The organism is Paenibacillus antibioticophila (genome assembly GCF_000455265.1).
In the GTDB taxonomy this organism is placed as follows: domain Bacteria; phylum Bacillota; class Bacilli; order Paenibacillales; family Paenibacillaceae; genus Fontibacillus; species Fontibacillus antibioticophila.
Window position 1 is genome coordinate 1,952,605 of sequence record NZ_HG005139.1, and the last position, 17,962, is coordinate 1,970,566.

At 48.7% G+C, this 17,962-nt stretch carries 18 protein-coding genes and 1 pseudogene; 3 read left to right on the forward strand and 16 right to left on the reverse strand.

All coding sequences use genetic code 11. The features are described 5' to 3' along the window. The first annotated feature begins 208 nt into the window (after positions 1–208). Positions 209–937 (forward strand): alpha/beta hydrolase, encoded by a 729-nt coding sequence (locus tag TX85_RS08935; RefSeq protein ID WP_044478752.1) that lies wholly within the window; start codon positions 209–211, stop codon positions 935–937. A gap of 143 nt (positions 938–1,080) precedes the next feature. Here the strand turns inward: TX85_RS08935 and TX85_RS08940 are convergent, their stop codons facing one another. Next, positions 1,081–1,725: a trimeric intracellular cation channel family protein gene (locus TX85_RS08940; RefSeq protein ID WP_044478753.1), complete on the reverse strand. Its 645-nt coding sequence runs from the start codon at positions 1,723–1,725 to the stop codon at positions 1,081–1,083. Between the two features lie 154 nt (positions 1,726–1,879). Here TX85_RS08940 and TX85_RS08945 point away from each other — a divergent pair, with 154 nt between their 5' ends. Both TX85_RS08945 and TX85_RS08950 read left to right on the forward strand, forming a co-directional pair. After that, positions 1,880–2,527, forward strand: coding sequence for a thiamine diphosphokinase (locus TX85_RS08945; RefSeq protein ID WP_044478754.1), 648 nt, complete (start codon positions 1,880–1,882; stop codon positions 2,525–2,527). A 295-nt stretch (positions 2,528–2,822) separates the two neighbouring features. Then, positions 2,823–3,333, forward strand: a pseudogene (locus TX85_RS08950) (C40 family peptidase). Between the two features lie 75 nt (positions 3,334–3,408). On the opposite strand, the gene TX85_RS08955 reads toward TX85_RS08950, so the two are convergent. The 15 genes from TX85_RS08955 to TX85_RS09025 all read right to left on the reverse strand — a co-directional run bounded on the left by TX85_RS08955 (position 3,409) and on the right by TX85_RS09025 (position 17,905). Next, entirely contained in the window at positions 3,409–4,086 is a 678-nt protein-coding gene (locus tag TX85_RS08955) for a winged helix-turn-helix transcriptional regulator (RefSeq protein ID WP_044478755.1), read from the reverse strand. Positions 4,087–4,254: 168 nt separating this feature from the next. After that, complete coding sequence (locus TX85_RS08960; protein WP_044478756.1) at positions 4,255–5,232, reverse strand: hypothetical protein; 978 nt, start codon at positions 5,230–5,232, stop codon at positions 4,255–4,257. Then, entirely contained in the window at positions 5,219–5,776 is a 558-nt protein-coding gene (locus TX85_RS08965) for a hypothetical protein (protein ID WP_044478757.1), read from the reverse strand. Before TX85_RS08965 ends, TX85_RS08960 begins: the two co-directional genes overlap by 14 nt. 10 nt (positions 5,777–5,786) lie before the next feature. After that, positions 5,787–6,233, reverse strand: coding sequence for a hypothetical protein (locus TX85_RS08970; RefSeq protein WP_044478758.1), 447 nt, complete (start codon positions 6,231–6,233; stop codon positions 5,787–5,789). Positions 6,234–6,245: 12 nt separating this feature from the next. Continuing rightward, positions 6,246–6,737: a hypothetical protein gene (locus TX85_RS08975; RefSeq protein ID WP_044478759.1), complete on the reverse strand. Its 492-nt coding sequence runs from the start codon at positions 6,735–6,737 to the stop codon at positions 6,246–6,248. Positions 6,738–6,782: 45 nt separating this feature from the next. Continuing rightward, positions 6,783–8,861 (reverse strand): hypothetical protein, encoded by a 2,079-nt coding sequence (locus TX85_RS08980; RefSeq protein ID WP_049894882.1) that lies wholly within the window; start codon positions 8,859–8,861, stop codon positions 6,783–6,785. After that, positions 8,851–10,689: an ATPase, T2SS/T4P/T4SS family gene (locus TX85_RS08985; RefSeq protein WP_044478762.1), complete on the reverse strand. Its 1,839-nt coding sequence runs from the start codon at positions 10,687–10,689 to the stop codon at positions 8,851–8,853. The genes TX85_RS08980 and TX85_RS08985 overlap by 11 nt, the downstream gene beginning before the upstream one ends. A gap of 3 nt (positions 10,690–10,692) precedes the next feature. Then, a complete protein-coding gene (locus tag TX85_RS08990) occupies positions 10,693–11,496 on the reverse strand; it encodes a hypothetical protein (RefSeq protein WP_044478764.1) in 804 nt (267 codons plus the stop codon). Next, positions 11,493–12,170, reverse strand: a complete 678-nt coding sequence (locus TX85_RS08995) for a hypothetical protein (protein ID WP_044478765.1) — start codon at positions 12,168–12,170, stop codon at positions 11,493–11,495. The genes TX85_RS08990 and TX85_RS08995 overlap by 4 nt, the downstream gene beginning before the upstream one ends. A gap of 31 nt (positions 12,171–12,201) precedes the next feature. Further along, entirely contained in the window at positions 12,202–13,110 is a 909-nt protein-coding gene (locus TX85_RS09000) for an SAF domain-containing protein (protein WP_044478766.1), read from the reverse strand. Beyond that, positions 13,110–14,636 (reverse strand): serine/threonine protein kinase, encoded by a 1,527-nt coding sequence (locus TX85_RS09005; RefSeq protein ID WP_049894883.1) that lies wholly within the window; start codon positions 14,634–14,636, stop codon positions 13,110–13,112. The genes TX85_RS09000 and TX85_RS09005 overlap by 1 nt, the downstream gene beginning before the upstream one ends. Positions 14,637–14,807: 171 nt before the next feature. After that, positions 14,808–15,896: an SAM-dependent methyltransferase gene (locus TX85_RS09010; protein WP_044478768.1), complete on the reverse strand. Its 1,089-nt coding sequence runs from the start codon at positions 15,894–15,896 to the stop codon at positions 14,808–14,810. Next, positions 15,865–16,194, reverse strand: a complete 330-nt coding sequence (locus TX85_RS26270) for a cyclic-phosphate processing receiver domain-containing protein (protein ID WP_233500667.1) — start codon at positions 16,192–16,194, stop codon at positions 15,865–15,867. The genes TX85_RS09010 and TX85_RS26270 overlap by 32 nt, the downstream gene beginning before the upstream one ends. A 36-nt stretch (positions 16,195–16,230) precedes the next feature. After that, entirely contained in the window at positions 16,231–17,097 is an 867-nt protein-coding gene (locus TX85_RS09020; protein ID WP_044479934.1) for a deoxyribonuclease IV, read from the reverse strand. Further along, the gene (locus TX85_RS09025) at positions 17,087–17,905 is read right to left on the reverse strand and encodes an Fpg/Nei family DNA glycosylase (protein ID WP_044478769.1); all 819 of its coding nucleotides are present in this window, start codon (positions 17,903–17,905) and stop codon (positions 17,087–17,089) included. The genes TX85_RS09020 and TX85_RS09025 overlap by 11 nt, the downstream gene beginning before the upstream one ends. Between the last annotated feature and the right edge of the window lie 57 nt (positions 17,906–17,962).

A 17,962-nucleotide genomic window follows, 5' to 3' on the forward strand; every position in this document is an offset into this window, starting at 1 on the left:
GAATTATTATACAACTGTTTCATCTGATTAGTCAAAGGGATTGCGATAAAATGACTAAACTTTTTATCTTTGTACGTATAACAGTCGATAAATAATTGTATAACAGAAGTCTTGCATTTGGCTTGTATGCGTTTTCTGTACTACTGGATATCTTAGCTTAAAGAGACTCCAAAAGCAAAATCTAAGAAAGCAGGGAGTGTGCCTAACTATGACAGATTCGCGTTATTTAAAGCGGACGATTATTAAGGAAGAGCTCGAAAGCCGGTATCTCGGAGAGAAGCGAAAGCTTCGAATCTACCTGCCGCCTGGCTATAACGAAATCTTAAGTTACCCCGTTGTATATTGTCAGGACGGCGAAGAGTTTTTTAACTTTGGGCGAATCGCCACCCATGCCAATCAGCTGATATTAGATGAAGGCATTGATCCATTCATCATTGTCGGCATTGAAGTCGATACTTCGATCCGAACTGAAGAGTATGCTCCCTTCGGGAATCGCTTTGAAACCTACATGAACTGTATAACTGATGAGATTATTCCCTTCATTGAAAACAAATATCCCGTGCGGCGGGAGAAGCAAGAGCGTATCCTGGCCGGAGACTCGCTTGGCGGCTCCTTCTCTCTTCACCTGGCAATGAAACACAGCGATCTGTTTTGCAACATTATCAGCTTGTCCGGCGCATATTACGAGGCATCATTGAACATCATCGAATCCTACTCGGATCTCTCTTCCCTATCCGTCTTTATGATTGTAGGTCTTCAAGAGCAGGCCTACACGACAGACACGGGAACCTATAACTTTGTCGAATTAAATCGGAGGGCCAAAGCTTTGCTGGAGGAGCGCGGAGCTAAAGTCTCCTATGCGGAGAAGGACGGGAAGCACCTTTGGGGCTTCTGGCAACAGGAATTACCGGATGCGCTTGTTCATTTTTTAGGCTAACTGCAAATAAAAAAAGTTGAGCGAGAAAACGCAAGGTTTCTCTGTTCAACTTTTTTTAATGTGTTTCAGTACTTATTTCGCTGCAGAAGGCTTCCATGTCAGCAATTTTGGCACTTTCAGCTTCGGGATAGCCCTTTCTTTATCTATAAAAGGCTGCTGTGCTCTGAATTCACGTTTTTGTTCGCGGATTTCAGGGAACGGCGCGGCAGCTTCCATTTAAAATGAACAGACAGCATGCGGGCAAAAACGATCAGAACGAACAGGAATAACAAGCCTACTGTATTACTGAAGATGCCCAGTCCAACACTAAGACCACCAATCATTGCCCATACCGCATAAATCTCATCTCTGAGCACAAGCGGCTTCCGTCCGGCAAGACAATCCCGAATCATGCTTCCGCCAATCCCCGTTAGCACGGCAGCAACGACAACCGCAATTAATGGATGGTTCATGTTTGTAGCATATAGAGCCCCTTGGATTGCAAAGGCGGATAAACCAATTGCATCAAACAACGCTTCCGTCTTCTTCCAATGGGGAATCCATTTGATCGGAAGCAAAAAAGCGGCAAGGATCGATAACACCGCCCACAGAATCAATTCTCCCTGTGACCATAAGGTTGTAACAGGAACTCCAATTAATACATTGCGGATGACCCCGCCTCCAAACGCCGTTACTAATCCCAGGACAAGCACACCTAGGATATCATAGTCCTCCTCCATTGCTACGAACGCACCTGACATAGCAAAGGCAGCTGTGCCAATGATGCTGAAAATATCAAATAAATGCATCTTCTGTTCTCTGCTCCCTCTCACATGCAATGTTTCTCCGTCCATTGTATTCCGGGCAGCTTAAATTGTGCAAGCTTAAAAGTTGAATTATACTAATATTTAATATTGATAAGATGAACTACCGGATTGAGACCAAGAAAGGAAGATTTCAGACATGGAAGAGAAACGGGTATATATTTTTGCCGGCGGCCAAATTGACCCCTCCTGTCTTGAGCAAATCGCATTCACTGAAACTGATATGATCATCGGAGCTGATCGCGGCGCTTTATTTCTAATCCAACATGGCCTGTCTCCTGATATTGCAGTCGGTGATTTTGATTCCGTCAGCCCTGAAGAACTGGATTTGATCACCGCAAACAGCAAGCAATTCATTTCTTGTGATGCCATAGACAAAGATTTAACAGATACGGAGTTGGCTTTTGATTTGGCAATCGACAATAAAGCCACCGAAGTGACGATGCTCGGCGTATTGGGAACCCGGTTTGACCACTCTCTGGCCAATGTACACATTATGATGCGCGGGCTGCAGCATCAAATCACAAGCTCCATCTGGGATGCGAATAATTATATTACCCTGACCGGAACGAGCTGCGAGTTGGAAGAACGAGGCTATACATATGTATCTTTGCTTCCTCTAACCACAGAGGTAACAGGAATCACACTGAAAGGCTTCATGTATCCCCTTGAGAACGCAACGATTAAGATGGGACAATCCCTTGGTGTCAGCAATCGCCTGACCCATGGCCGAGGAGTAATCCGAATAGACAGCGGCTTGCTGTTAATTATTCAGAGCAAGGACTGAAACAGAAAAAAACGCCCGTAAAAATGACAGAATCGTAATATTTGTAAGTCTATCTTTATACGAATTAAAAGCACGGAAATCACTTGATCTATCAAGGAATTTCTGTGCTTTTTCTTTTTCTCCCCCACTTAAATTCTTACTATTTTGTAACTTTAATCTGTTTTTAATAATCAGAGGCAATCCCTTGCCCTGCAAGCAATACATCAATTATGGATGATTTTGGGTGAATAAAAAGCTGTTATACTCGGTTTACAAGCTGGTCGACAAAATACAAGAAATTTGGAGGTATACTAACATGAACAGACACACACTATTCCAAAAAGTACTGACAATTGGAATCGCATCGACTATCGGATTCGGCACATTGCTTGCAGGCGGAGCCGAAGCGGCACCGGTACAACAAGCGGAAAGCACTGCAGTATCCAAAGGCACACAGGTTGTTAATTACGGAAAAAAAATTCATGGGTACACCATATAAATTCGGAGCCTCTACGTCTACAACCAGAGTATTTGACTGCTCTTCCTTTATGAAGCATATTTTCAAGAAATACGGCGTGACATTGCCTAGAACTTCTGCTCAACAATCCAAAGTCGGCGTTGCCGTATCCAGATCTAATCCGAAGGCAGGAGATTTAGTATTCTTCTCAAGCGGCAGCCGCTCCACAGGAAAAAATGTTACCCATGTCGCCGTATATATGGGGAATGGCAAAATTCTTCACACGTATGGCAAACCAGGCGTAACTGTATCCAACTTGAATTCTTCTTTCTGGAAAAAGGCTTATGTTAAAGCTCGCAGAGTACTCTAGTAATTGATCTCATAGCATTACCTCGACCGCACAAGGGCTGCTGCCTGGCAAAACTGCCAGAAAGCAGTCCTTTTGTCATCGAAGCACGTATCCCGTTCCCCTTACGGTATGAATCAGCTTATGGCGATGACCTTTATCAATCTTTTTTCGTAAATGCCTGATGTATACATCCACCACATTCGTGCCCGTTGAGAAATCATAGCCCCATACCTCCTGGAGAATAAGTTCTCTCGGGCAAACCTGTTCAGCCCGCTTCACCAGAAAACGCAGCAATTCAAATTCCTTGACAGTTAATCTAATCAACTCTTCGCCCCGAAACACCCGTTTGGCCTTAAGCTCCATCCTCAAGTCAGCATATGCAAGCTCTAAAGGATTGCCGTCCGCAATGCGTCTGAACAACTCAATCCAGTGGCGTACACGAATGGCTAGCTCCTCGGTTGGGATACTTCCCTGCAATACCTCATGCGCTCCAGCAGAATAGGCTTGGGCTAATTGCCCGCTGGTCCAGTCCTCTACAATAAAAATCCAGGGCAAGGATAACCGGATATCCCAGGCTCTCAGCCGATTCCAGGCAATCTCTTCCAGCGATGACGCGAAGATAAGGCATGCTTCCGGGGCGATCCGATCCATGTGCGCCTTCGCTTCATCTATATCCGGATACAGCCAAGGCTCAAAGCCAAGCTGCTCCAGCTCCTCCTTGCGCTCGGAAGCGTCAAAATGATTTGCCTCAACGATTAATATACTGTCCTTCATCTCATCTCTGCCTCCAGCCTTGTTAGATCCGGGTGATTCCAATTACAGTTAAGATGGGCAAAATAAAAGCAAACCATTCCTTAGCGAAATGGTCTGCTCCAAGAATACTGCATGCCGCTGCCCCCCACTAGAGCACTACAGCACAACAGCAGGCGAACACGGGAGCCTTCAGCGGCAATTCCACTCATAGTATCCAGCCTCTGCGGCATCTCGTTTATGGGCATACACTTCCTCCGCTGCAAAAGGCAGATTGCAAATTCCCGATGAGACATAAGGAAGTCCTGATACGGAATCCTTACCGGCCAGAAATCCCTTGGCTCTCACCACTCTCCCTCCCCCCAGGGCATAGTTGTTGAACCGGCTTACTCCTGCAGGAATCCCTTGGAGAAATACCAGCATGCCGGGTTCATCCAGCGTATTGCTCCAATCTTCCTGTGGAATTGTCGGCATCGTGAACAAGTAAGTCCATCCAAGCCGCCGCACGGCTGTATTGTGGCTTTCTATAGCTCGGGAAAGGTCCTGTTCAATGGAGCGCACAATCGTCGATCTTCGCAGCTGGTCGAATTTCTCTGGATCTGAGAGCAAATTCGGAAGCAAGGTATCCGGAAGCTCCCCGCGCTTGCCTTGAATTTGCTCACCTGTCAGGTGGTCAATGACGGTAACCTGATCATCCAGTGTAAATGCGGCACTATAGCCTTGCTTGTCCTCATAGATAAACGGCTTCTTCGGCATCCATTGATGGGAGGACTGGATAACATGGCTCCCGTCCATTTTATCCGCAAGTTCATACATATAGTATCCGTCATAATCAATAACAACCACTGCCGGAATGTACAGCATGAATGCATTCATCGCCGCCGTATCGTCTGCAATGTCAAAATTATAGCCTAGAGAGCTCTGCAGCACGGATAGCGCCTCTTCTTTGTTTACCCTTGATTGCTTGTCCGAAGCATAGCCGTACTCGTCAGCCTGTAAATAGTTGCGAGTCAGAACAACTCCCGCATCCTGCACCGCTGTCCTTAGCGCTGTTGTATACTGAATTTCCAGCACTCGAGTCTGCCGGAGCTGTCCGGTGTCCCATCCCGCCATCACACAGAGCGGCAAGAGAATGATCACGAAGATCAATGACCAATCAGTAATCTTCATTTAGGATCATCCCTCCGTATGTAAGTTTTCCGCTGCTCCCTTCTTTCCCGGTCAGCCCAACCAAGTACCCGGATAAAATCTCATAGGTCGATCGTGAGCGGGGAATAAGTGTCACCACCCAGAAGTCTCCCAGTTCCATCATATACAGATTTCGGTCCAGACTCGCATTCCCGCCGGAGTCGTCAGGATATAACACCTGCATCACATCTTCAGTAAAGTAGGCATCATAGACCACCTTAAATTCATGTTGAAAGGTCGCTGCATCTGCAGGGTCACCGTATTCCGGATGGTATTTCTTGTGTCTATGCTCAAGCTCAATATCGAACACGACACCGCTGCGCGCAAGCTCCCCGCTGAAGTCCTCGACCATCTCTGGCGATACATACCCTTTATTTCTTACCGCATCGGTAAATTGCACCAGACTGTTATAAGCAGCAAGCATGCGCAAATCCTCTTCGCGCTGAGCTGTCTGCATGAACGGGAAAAACAGGATCAGCACAATGGCCAGCAATGCGGCAGTAATTGTTGATAGCGCATTCCCCACCTTCCTCCCCCTAATCTTTGTTAAATTGGATGGTTATCAGACCATCAGCTCTTCCCGTTGTTACCGAAGCCGTATAGGATGCTGACAAATCAATCACACCAAGCAGGCTGCGAAGATCCTGATCGTATAATGCAGCGGGATCATTCAAATCCGGAAGAATCGGCTGGATGACCTCCCCCTCAACCACGATTTCGGCACCTTCGGCCGCCCAGCCGCGCATTCCGTACAAGACCTGCAATCCGCTGTATGCACCCGGACCCGGAATGCCCGACCCATCAATTCTAGGCAGCGCCTCTTTGCCATAGGCAACGGTGTGCTTCTGATTTTGAGTATAGGCTTCGGTATGTTTGAGAACAGCATCCTCCATTTGAGCCTGCTGCAGAACACCCCATAATGCCATGAGGGCGATCGAGGCTCCGGTGCCTGCCCACAGCAATGCTTTAATCGGACTATTCATAGCAAAGTTCTCTTACGGACTAACTGTAGTTTGCGTGAAGACCAGACCGCGCACAACATTGGAATTGTCTTTAATCACCTTGGCCTTGAACTTGCCGCTTGGATTCACGTATTCGTCAAGCTTCTCATTCCAGGTATTGCTGATATTGGCCCCGCTCGCCCCGATAACAGAGCCATACTGCTCATTCGTCAGAGTCCCTGTGATACGCAGCATATCCCCGTACCATTCACCGGCTGCATTTTTACCCGTCTTTACCTGAATTCCAAACTCTACGCGATCCTTGAACTTTCGCAGCGCATTGGTGACCTGGGATCCGCTGACTGTGGTATCGTCATACACCGTAAAGGAAGCTTGCGACAGCTCGGTTTGGATATCCGAGAAATTATTTTGCGCCGTTTTGGTAGCCTCCTGTGCGGATACAAATAAAATGACCACAATCGTAATCAATGCGATTGTCAAAAAGATTCCTGCGGCTACTTTCAAAGCGGAAGACGCATTATTCATAACTATTACCTCCTGTGAATAAGTAAATTGCTTTTTGAACTCACATTATAGGTGCTGAATTTGTTCAAAATAGATGTCCATCTGCCGGAAGCTCATCCAGATTAACGGGATGACCAAGTATCCGAATATCAGGGAATACATCGGTGCGAACCCGAAGATCCGCCCCAGCTCAGCCTTCGTATCCAGCGATTTTTCAAAATGAAGGCGTCTTTGTTCAAATTGAAAGGACATGTCGCTTTCCAGATCATCAAAGGCCGCGTGAATCGTTATTTTCTCATTGGCCAGGATCAGCTTGTCTACAAGCTGGCGAAATTCCTCCAGTCCGGCTTCTTCTTTTAGTTCCAGAAGAGCGGCTTCCGATCCATGCGAGAAATGCAGCAGGCATTTTTGCAGCGGCTGTCTGAAGATGACGGCATAGCTGTACATCCATTCCAAAATCTCTTCTACCGAAATCCTGTCTAATTCCCTCAAAATATAAATCATTGTCTGAAACTGATAGACTTCATTCTTTCTGTCCATCATCCTGATTCTTCGCTTTAGCAACAGCATCAAGTACGGCATGTAATAACCGGCCATACCGATTCCGGCCGCCGCCGGAAGCTCCCACCACTTAAAATACTCCCGATCAAGCCGGTTCAGCTTATCGATAATCCGGGCAGAAGCAGCCTCTGCCTCGAGCTCTGGTGCGGATCGCTTATGGCTCCTTTCTATTGCAGTTCTCATAATCTCGGCCTTTAACTGCTCCCTGTCCATCTCTGAACGAACGGCACTGGAGTGTAGAAGCTGCTTGTCCATGGCAACAGCTCTTTCAGCAGCCTCCCGATCCTGGGAGGAAAGCGAGCCGAAGAAGCTGTATCCGGGAGGAGGCTCATTCTCGATCCACTGCTTGCTTTTCCAGTGCATACTGAATGCTCCGCCCACTGCGAGCGCCGTGCACAGGATAAACAGCAAGATTCGGCGAAGCTGAAACAGCTCCAGGCTCTGTGAATGGTTGGTGTCCTTCAATAGCTGTTGGAGGTGAACCCGTGCTCGGGAGCCCGGGAGCGGGATAAAGCAAAGTGCGACTTTCCTGAACCCGCGAAGCCGGTAGAGCTTCGTCTCCCAGTTCAAGTTGTCTTCCCGGTGACGAGCAGCGTACTCTTCCTCGCCCTTCAGCTTCTGCAGCAGCAATGTACTCATCAATACGATGAGCAAAAGACCCGCCTTCACAAGAAGCCCTGGCTTGCTTAAGTAGAACTGCTCTGTTAAAGGAAAGCTGGAAATGGCCCAGCGTTCGACCAACCGGGTAAAGAATACCGGAAGCAGCGCGATGAAGCTTAGTCCTTTCAGCAGATAATCCAGTCTTTTTCTGCGAAGCACATCCAGCTGAATTTCTCCGGTCAAATTGCCCAGTCCGCGCAAATAGAGCGATCCCTTTCCCTTGTTCTGATCCCCGAACTCCATGATTAACTGGGATATTCCGGCGAATGCCTTCAGAAAGCGATTAGGAGCGGTCTCATAATAATGCTCCAATGCTTCTGCAGGCTTGCTGTCCGTAAGCGCATCATGAATGAATCTTGCATGGCGGCGGATCGGTTCAGCGGCATCTTCCCCCGCTTCTTCAACTGCGTCCGCTGCCATACCATGACGTTGATAAGCATGTCTCACACCCGACAAAAGAGAGAGCATGCCCTCCAGCAGCATGACCTCCATCCGATTCACCTTCAGTTCCAGCAGCAGGCCTTGAATGACCGCGCCGACGATGATCGAGGTAAGGGCGAAGATTACGTCGGGGTTCATGACCAATAGGCCAACTAATATTGCCGCATTTATTCCAGCCAGCACATAGAGCATTTGCATGCTCTGAATCCGGAGTGTTCGTTCCTCATACATTTGCATTACCGACATTCTTGCACGTACCTTCATCAGCAAGTAGCGCATCCACGCCATCCTTACGGCAAGCGAATAAGATCTCAGCAGGAATTGCTGCCAGAGCCCTTTATAGCCTGCTTGGGACTGCATTTCTTCACTTGATCCCGCAGTAACAGCTTCCATCCTTCCCTTGCGCCGGCCAAGCATCATAAGAAGCAGGAAGAGGACGAGGGAACCGCCGGCCGTCAGCCAAAGCAGGGCTCTAAGCTCCAATATTCTCCCTCCAGACCTCATCGGTAAAATCCAGAAATGAGACAGCATCCTGACTTTGCATGGACTTTGCCATTTCTGTACGGCTAATCAAGGATAATGGCTCGACAGCTACATAAGCCCCATCTCTGTATTCCACAATCGTCCGCTCATTGTAGCTCTTTCTCCTTCCGAGGAACCCTCTGCCTGTCTCCTCGTCGCCGGCCTCTCTGCAGCATTCGGTAATCCGCTCAATATACCGATTTCCCTGGGCATCCTTGCACAGGTGAATATCAAAATCGATGACATCGGCTACCTGTTGTTCAGCAATAGTCTCATCACGGAAAACACCGCTTTTCAGCAAAGAATTGCGTAAGGACTCGATGAGATTGCGGAAGGTTTTGGCGTGATGCGTAAATACGGTAAACAAGCTTGCCACTTGTGCTGTCTGAATCATCCAGGAGGCGACCTCATCGGTTGCCACCTCACCGAGGATATGTACTGTCCCGTCCGTCTTCTTCTGTAGATCCAGTCCGGCTTGTCCTGAGACTGTATTTGTCTCTTTAAAGCTGAGAATATTCCGCGAAGAATAGATTCGCCGCAAATTCAACTCGAAGGACATCTCCTGAACCCGCAACGTATAGGTCGGATCGATATGTCTCACCAAAGCCATTAGCAGAGTTGTCTTGCCGGAGCCCTGCGCTCCGGTAATTGCCGTAATTCTTCCGCCCTTCATCAAATATTTCAGTAATGTAATGGGAAGGACGGCGTTTCTGCCCAGAATCAAGTCCGGCAATGTGGCATTTTGAATATCAAATTTCCGGATAAAGAATGCCCAGGTCTCGGCAAATGGCGGCCGCACCACAACAACACGGGAACCGTCCTTCATTTCATTGACCTTATAGCCATTCGCTTCCGACAATTGTCCAGGCAAATTGTACTTATAAATGTTTTGACACACACGCTTTAATTCAGCCTCACTGCCAAAGGTCAGGAATGACAGCCGGATACTTTTCCCCTTATAAAAAATCCAAACACTGTCCCAAGCCGAAGTTACCGGCAACCCGTCCCCATCAAGCCCCTTCCCTTTGTCAGGGGGATCCGATTGATCCAAAATATTTCTTAGCGCAGCACCGGTTACTCCGCTCACCCCGCCGCTCACGCCATCAATCCGCTGCTCCCGAATGGCATCAATGACGGAATAACCTTTATACATTTGATAAATCCGCTGAACGACCAGCTCCAGCTTCTCTTCAAATAACAACCGCCGGCCTTCCCGGTAATAAATGTCGCAGATGTCATCCGCATTGATCTCATAATATCCGCCCAGTTCTCCATCAGTAGGATGTCTCAGCCTGTCCAGCTCATATTCTTCCATTAATGCTGTGAGAGCCCCGTCACCATTCCTCAGCGCATACAGATAAAGTAGGATCTCGAACTGATCCTGGGCGCTTAATCGCTCACGCTCTTCAAAGGGAATAATCCGGTCAATATTATCCGGTTGAACCCCATAGCCATTAAGCAGTAAATCTTTTATAAATGACTTAACGTAGGCCTTGTCCTGCACATCGCCAAATGCGGCTCCTCTAAGCGCCTGTCTCAGCTCTGTCCGCACCCTCACCCTTCGTGCCCAGGCCTCTTCGTTCAAGCTCCATTCGCGCTCGGGGTTTCGGCTTAATTCATGGAGCTCCCGCTTTACGTATTTAATGAGCTCAGGAATTGCATAAGGATCATGGACAGGCAAGATACTTGCCGAGGCCGAATTGTGTGTGCGTATTTTAAACCACAAAAAGGCAAGCATTACGGTAATGATCGAGACCAGGATGAATGTATTCCACCCATGAGAGTTCATCCATCATCTCTCCTCTCCGCCAACGGCTGACAGTGTCCTGCCCATCGGTATTTGCTGCATAATCTGCTCCGACAATCTCTCCAGGCCGGAGAAGAACGGACCTGATGTCCTTTTGCCAAGCGGTTCGGAGGTGTAATAGTACATGAACCTCAATAAGTCCCGATGATTGACCGCATCCCGGAAAGCAGTACAATAATCCAGTGCGATGACCGGAACGCGGGCTTTATACCGGCGCCGGATGTTGTTCACGGTCCAGCGGGAGTTCCTGTCAAAGTCTCTCAACACCAATACCTCACATGATGACCGAATGTCAGATCGATCTGCTCTGTCCTTTTCCTCAAAAAATCTTTCCAGCAGCATTCGATTTTGTGACAATACAGCAACTCGGGGCTCAGAATGGGGCAAGGTCTGAACCTCGCTGGAATATGTAATTGTGAGCTCATAAATCTGCTCGGCTAAACGATAAAGTCCAGCAGCGGGTATCTTGCCATGAACAAATCCGGAGACGACGTCCAGTTGCTCCGCGATCAAGGAGTAGGTATAATCCCTGAAGTTAACCGCAGACAGCCTTTGATTAGCCTGTAATCTGAGCAACGACTCAATACCATGCTCGCGAACCTGGAACCCCGAGGAATCCTGCAAGCCATCGACAAGAAGCTTCAGGCCAGACTCCAAGCCTTCCCCCACTTTATGCTCATTGAGCAGCAGGACCTTTCCGGGCCGTTTTAATCCATGGTAGACAGCAATGGCAGCAGCGATATCAGCAGCCCCGCCATCTCCGTAATCCCAAAATAAAATCCGGCTCATGCGCCTCTCCTTTCTGCATGACGAAATACACCCCTCACCTCAGTGCGCGTCCAGCCCGTAAGCTCCCTTACCAGGTCTATCAAAGCTTGCTTGTAGGCTCTGGTTATTCGTTTCATCCGAATCATGCCAGTATGCTCATTGGAGAAGCGAATCTCTTCATTTCCTTCATTCCACGGAATCGAGATCATCTTCTCCTTCCAGACCAGCGGCAGCTCGGTAAGCAAGTCAAGTGCATAATCGTGATTCCTGATGGCATCCAATGCCCTGATGAGGACTGGCTGAATCTCCCTTCCATGAAACTGCGGATATTGCTTACAGATATTATGGAGCCATTCTTTACTTCGACCTAACTCACAGTGATCAGACGTACTTACCCAGACCAGTCTATCTTCGCCTTCTAATTGCATATCGATAGATTCACGGGCAGTTCCTATGTCATACAGACAATAGTTATACTCTGCTAATTCTGCGTCCTCCGTTGACCAGGTAATATCAAATCCGTTGTACTCTGTTACTGCCAGCTCTTCTATCCCTGTTTTGATCAAATAACGGTACGAATGTCCGTCTGTCCAATCCACCAGCAGCACTTTGCTTCCGCCAAGCGCCATCATTTTGCAGGTATACAGCAAAAGATCCCGCTTATCGCATCCACCCATAAACAGCCATTGCTTCAATTCATTCGCTCCTCTCCCCGCAAGATGTGCATCAATCGGACGAGCCCATCACAAATTGGGCTTCATTGTCGGAAATCCTTCGTTGACCGGATGCTGAACTTAAGCCAGCTGCATAGGCCGCGGATGACTGTCCGTCCATAACGGCTAATTCTCCATCCAGTCTTGCCCGGGCGGAAGCCGCCAGCTCAAGCTCAGCTTGCTTTACAATATTAGGATCCTTCTTCATCAATTGAAGAACGGCTTCATTAGCCGGATAGGTTGGGATGGCCTCAGCCTGAATGCCCGGTTCCACATAAAGCAATGCATAAATAGAAGCTTTATGAAGATACGCATCGACGATGGCACTGGAAAGGGACAACAGTTCCTTCTCATCCAAAGTCATGGTCACAACTCCATCCTGGTCACGAAGCTCGCTGATCTTCTTTTTCGAAAGCAATATGTAATCCTGGCCGGTCGGAAACTGAATACGCACATCGACCATACTTCCATTGCCGGCAGCTTCAGGAAGCTGAATAAAGCCCATCTCCCGGTATCTCAAATCATGAGAGAGCGGTTCATTCTCCCAGAGCAGGTTTTCCGTCAGCGGCATGTTCGCTTGAAGAGACAGCTTGGCGACACGGCCAACAATATCCTCGGAAGAGGTAAGTAACTGGTCCGGAATCCGATCCTTGGGCAGCTCTTGCTGCGTCAAGTCTTCGAGCGTAATCATTTGACCGGTCTCCAGCGGTTTTGAAGGAACCCACACTTTTACGGTGCTGTGCTCCACAGCTTCCTTCAGCGCAGATAGCTCCTGATTCCATTTCACCTCGGCAGCTTGCCGTGCTTCCCTTACCTGCTGCGCATATGCCAGCCATAATGAACCCGCAATAAGAGCAGACAGTATGAAGCCTGCGCCTGCCGCAAAAAGCAGATGGCGCGTCTTTCGTCTCAGCTTAAACATTACATTCTTCCTTTCCAGCGTTGTCTTAATCGGGCAAAGCTACCGAAACGCTTGACAGGCTCCCCTATCGTCGGGAATATCAGCTTGAGCAATTGGCATGCCGCTTCGATTGCCGTTGCTCCGGGTTGAAACGGATTATCTTCGGCCGGCAAGGCATATACGGGGACAGGAGACTTCAGCCTGCGCATCCGCTTGACGGTTGTCTCTGACGCAAAGGGAATTACGCATATTAATCCCCGCCGCCCGGTCGCAGGACAAATCTCATAAAACTCTGCTTCCGCTCTGCGCCAGACCCCCGCCCCTTCGACCCAGATTGCGAGATCTGCACGGGCAAATTCCTCGAGATCCTCTTTGCTCCGGCTTGCCCCTTGATCGAATACAATACATGCTCTATCACTTGTTAGTAGTTCAAGCCGCTCTGCACGTGATGGTGAAGTTAGGTACTCAACTCCTTCCAGACTGAAAGCGCGTGCCGCTTCCGCTTGCTCATCAATCAGACCTTCTTCGATTGCTGCTGCGGCAAGCTTCCGAAAAGCTGAAGCCTTGCTGTCAGTTTCTATTACAGCTGTCTCAAATCCCAGCTTGGCAAGAATATGAGCTAACAGAATCGAAGTATGCGTAGAGCCTGCTCCGGGAAAACCATTCATAATCGCAATCGTAAGCGGTCTATGCGCGCTTGCTGCAACACTGCCGCGATGCTCTCTTCCGCTTCCGGCGGATGGCTGCTGCGAACAGCTCTGCAGGATGCCTCTTAATGCAAAATAAGTCTGATCTGCGGATTCGTATCTTTCTTCCTTCTCTTGCGCCAGCAGCCTGGACAGTACCGGATTCAATGAGGATAATCCTCGTCTCCCCAAAAGCTGCTCCGCCTTTTCGCACCAGAAGCTATACTGGCCCTCCGTCGCCAAATAAAGCAACACGGCTCCAAGCGAATACAGATCACTCCTTCCATCACTCTGGCTTCCGCCATACTGCTCCGGTGCGGCAAAGCCGACAGTGCCAAGCTTTACCGTATCCTCATCACGATGGAAGCTGTACCTTCGCGAAATGCCGAAATCGATGAAGCGAATGTCGCCGCTTGCGTCAACCATTAGATTTGACGGCTTTAAATCCCGATGGATTATAGGCGGATCAAGTCCATGCAAATAAGATAATCCTTCACAGATTTGCATTCCGATGACAGCAAGGCGCTCCACCGTCAGACGCTGCTTCAGATCGCTTGCATATTGGTCAAGATGTCTGCCGTCTACGTAATCCATGACTAAGTAATCGCAACCCGTCAGCGGATCAGTCACAAAATCAATAATGGTCGGCAACCGATGATGATTCAATGCGGTTAAAAGATGCGCCTCCTCTTCAGCATCAACTCCCGCTGTTTCTCCGGCGGCAGTGACCTTGACGGCCCACCGCTTTCCGGACAGCTTCAGATCGGCGGCAAGATACACCTTGCTGATGCCGCCTTCTCCCAGCAGCTTCAATAAGCGATAGCGTCCCGCCAATACATCGCCGCAATCCGGACCACTCATCTTTCTTCACCTCCTTGGGAACGCAAAAAAGGAAAGTCTCCTGCCTTATCCGCAATCAGCGGACGGACAAAGGATACTTTCCCATGCGTCATTTGTATAATTTTGGAACCAGTATAGACCATACCGGCTATCTTTGTAAAGCAATATTTTGCCCTATTTTAATTAATCGCATTAATATTTCACCATATATAGTGTAATTTCATCACGGTTGTGGAAGAGCTGCTTGGCCCGTTGAATCTGGAGTCTGGCATCCTGGAAGGTCGTCATGACCTCCTGAATCAATGCCATTGGTTTCTTGGTCAGCAGCTTTACTGTGATAACTGCACTCCCCCCTGGAACCAAGCAATACAACAGCTCAGTTACCAGCTTAGCAGTCAGCTTCGGACTCCAGCTCATATCGCAGACAAGCAGGTCGAACTGATTATCCTTGAATTGCACTCTCCCGGCATTCTTCTGAATATAAGTCAGTCTAGGAGAAGCGAGCACGGAGGGATGCAGTTTCGCTGGATCCACCGCAGTAACATCAAGACCTCTTTCCAGCAAAAAGGAGGTCCAGCCTCCTGGTGCAGCTCCGATATCCAGAGCTTGATGGAAGGAGGAAAAGTCTATTCCGAACACCTTCTCCGCTTCCAGCAGCTTGAACTTGGCCCGGGAGATTTGGCCCTCTTCCTTTTGAAACCGGACAGCGCCGCCATTCCAGTCCGATATATTATGTTCAGGCTTAGCAATTCCCATATACACGGCATCAACAGCTGCGAACACCGAGATAATCCAGTCCGCATCGCGAACTACAAACTCGGCATTCAATTCATCCAGGCCGCCCTGGATCGCATCCTTTAGCTCTGCCGCTGATGAACTCCATGCGGATTGCTCGCTTTTTCTTGTCTGAATGGCAATCCGGCTTTGCTGCAGCCTATCATCCTTTTTCAGGAGTCCCTGTAATTCAGATATCCAAGCAGGATGAACAGCATCCTCTCTTTCGGCCCCGGACTCTCCTTGGCCAGCGACTTCCCAAGCCTGATCAACGACGAACATATGCCGCAGGAAAATTGGAGGCTGGCTTACCAGTTGCTCTACTACATTCTCCGCCGGCTCTTCCAGCGCAGCCACAAATACTTCTCCCGGCACCAAAAAACGGCTCTTTACAGCACCGAACCGGCGACGCAGCTCTTCCTGTGCATATGGAGCAAACCCGTGATTTGCCGAGCATATTAATCTGGTTGTCAACCTAGTATCCCCCTGCTTTACGTTCAATTTCATCCAGGAGATCAAACGGAATCGGGCCGGTATGCAGAATGACATGGTCCGGCTTATTCTGATGCAATATGTCATACATGCTTCTTCTTCCGTACATGCTGGAGGAATGCAGGTAAATTTCACGGGCATACAGCCCCTCCATTGCAATAGCGGTAGCTACATCATTCCCCGTCTTCTCATTTGGTCCCATATCAAAATCAAGCGACAAAATGTCTACCTCTGCTTGCCTGAGCAGCTCCAGACATTCATCGACCGATCTTGCCAAGGTGAATCCTTCGGGACATCGTCGAAAGTCATCCATATATACATGAATCACATTAATTCTTCCTTTCCGCAATTATTCCGGTTGTTCTGCCTCTATCCATTCAAAAACACGATTAATATCTTCCAAGTAGGTACCGTCTTCTCCCGATTCGCTCTCCATAATCATCGGCTTCGTCCGGATTACAGGATGGCTTAACAGACTGCGAAAGCCTGCCTTGCCAATGAATCCCTGACCGACTCTGGCGTGTCGATCCTTCCTGGACAAGACCGGGTACCTAGAGTCATTCAAATGAATGACTTCGAGCGCAGCCAGGTAACCGAGTTGCTCCGCTCTTGGTATAAAGTCAGCATCATTCTCGCCGCGCCACATTCCGGATGCAAACGCATGGCACGAATCCAGGCAAAAACCAATGCTGTCCGGCGATTGGCACAGGTCTCGAATCTGCACCATTTCTTCCAGTGTCATGCCCATCATGCCATGGTCGCCAGCCTGATTCTCAATCAGAAGCTTGGCAGTACCTCTCCAGCCGGATAGCACTTCATTTATACATTGTATAATATTTTGATATCCTTGTAAGGGGTTTCTTTTCTTATATGTGCCAAAATGAACAACAATTCCCACCGAGCCGCAGCTCTCCGCAATCTCAAGATCATTTCTGAGCGACGACACGACTGCTGCGTATTGCCCTCCATCCTCTTCTTGCCCGATAGCCAGATTTGACGGATAGGGTGTGTGGGCGACCGACACGATTCCATGCTTTAAGCTGATTTCCTTGCAACGGAATGCATCTCTCTTATCATAATCTTTCACTGCCAAACTGCGAGGGTTCTTCGGAAAATACTGAAACGCCCCGGCACAATGCAGTCTCGCTTCTTCTGCTGCCTTCCCGTATCCTCCCCTGATACTGAGATGGCCGCCGATCTTAATTTTATCGGTCATCCTGACAGCCAGGGCTGTAGAATACTTTGCGTCCATTCATTTCTTCCTTCACAATGCTGTCACCGCACCTTGGACAAGGCTCTCCCTCGCGGTCATAGACCTTCAAGCGGTCATTTGCGCCGCCGGTCACGGTATCCCCTTGTGTTAACGGCAGCTCCATATAACCTCCAGCCTCGGTCATTTCAGACAAAGTCTCCCGCATTGCTTCATACAGCCGCTCAAGATCATCCTCCCCGAGACTCTGCACCTTCACAGTAGGTCTCAAACCGGCCGCAAATGCAATCTCATCGGCATAACAGTTGCCAATGCCTGAGATCACATCTTGATTGACCAGCACCGTCTTCAGGCTGCCCCGGCGCTTTTGCAGCAGTTTCTTGAACAGCTCCAGGTTCATTTTCCGTCCAAATGGCTCCGGACCCAGATGGGACAAGGTTTCGTCCGCCTCACGAGCGCTCAATTCATGTAAATATCCTAGCCGCAGCCCGATGAAATAGAGAACCAGCTCAGGACCGAATTCGATTTCGATCTGGGTATTGCGGTTAGGCCGGTCGTCTTTGGCACCTAAATAGATTAAGCCTCCCAGCATAAGATGAAGCAAGAGACGACGCCCGTTATCCAGATGAAACAACAGATGCTTGGCCCGCCGTTCCACGAAAATAATCTTTCTTCCAACTACCCGTTCTTTAAACAGGTCTGCGGTTATATTCAACGATTTTTCCCTGTTAATCTGCACATCCGTAATTTCTTTGTCCAAGAGGTGCTTGGACAGCTCAATTCGGTAATGCTCCATTTCCGGTAATTCCGGCATCCTCATCGTCCTTTCAACTATTTAAGTCGAACTACTGAATTTTACATTTTGGGGCAA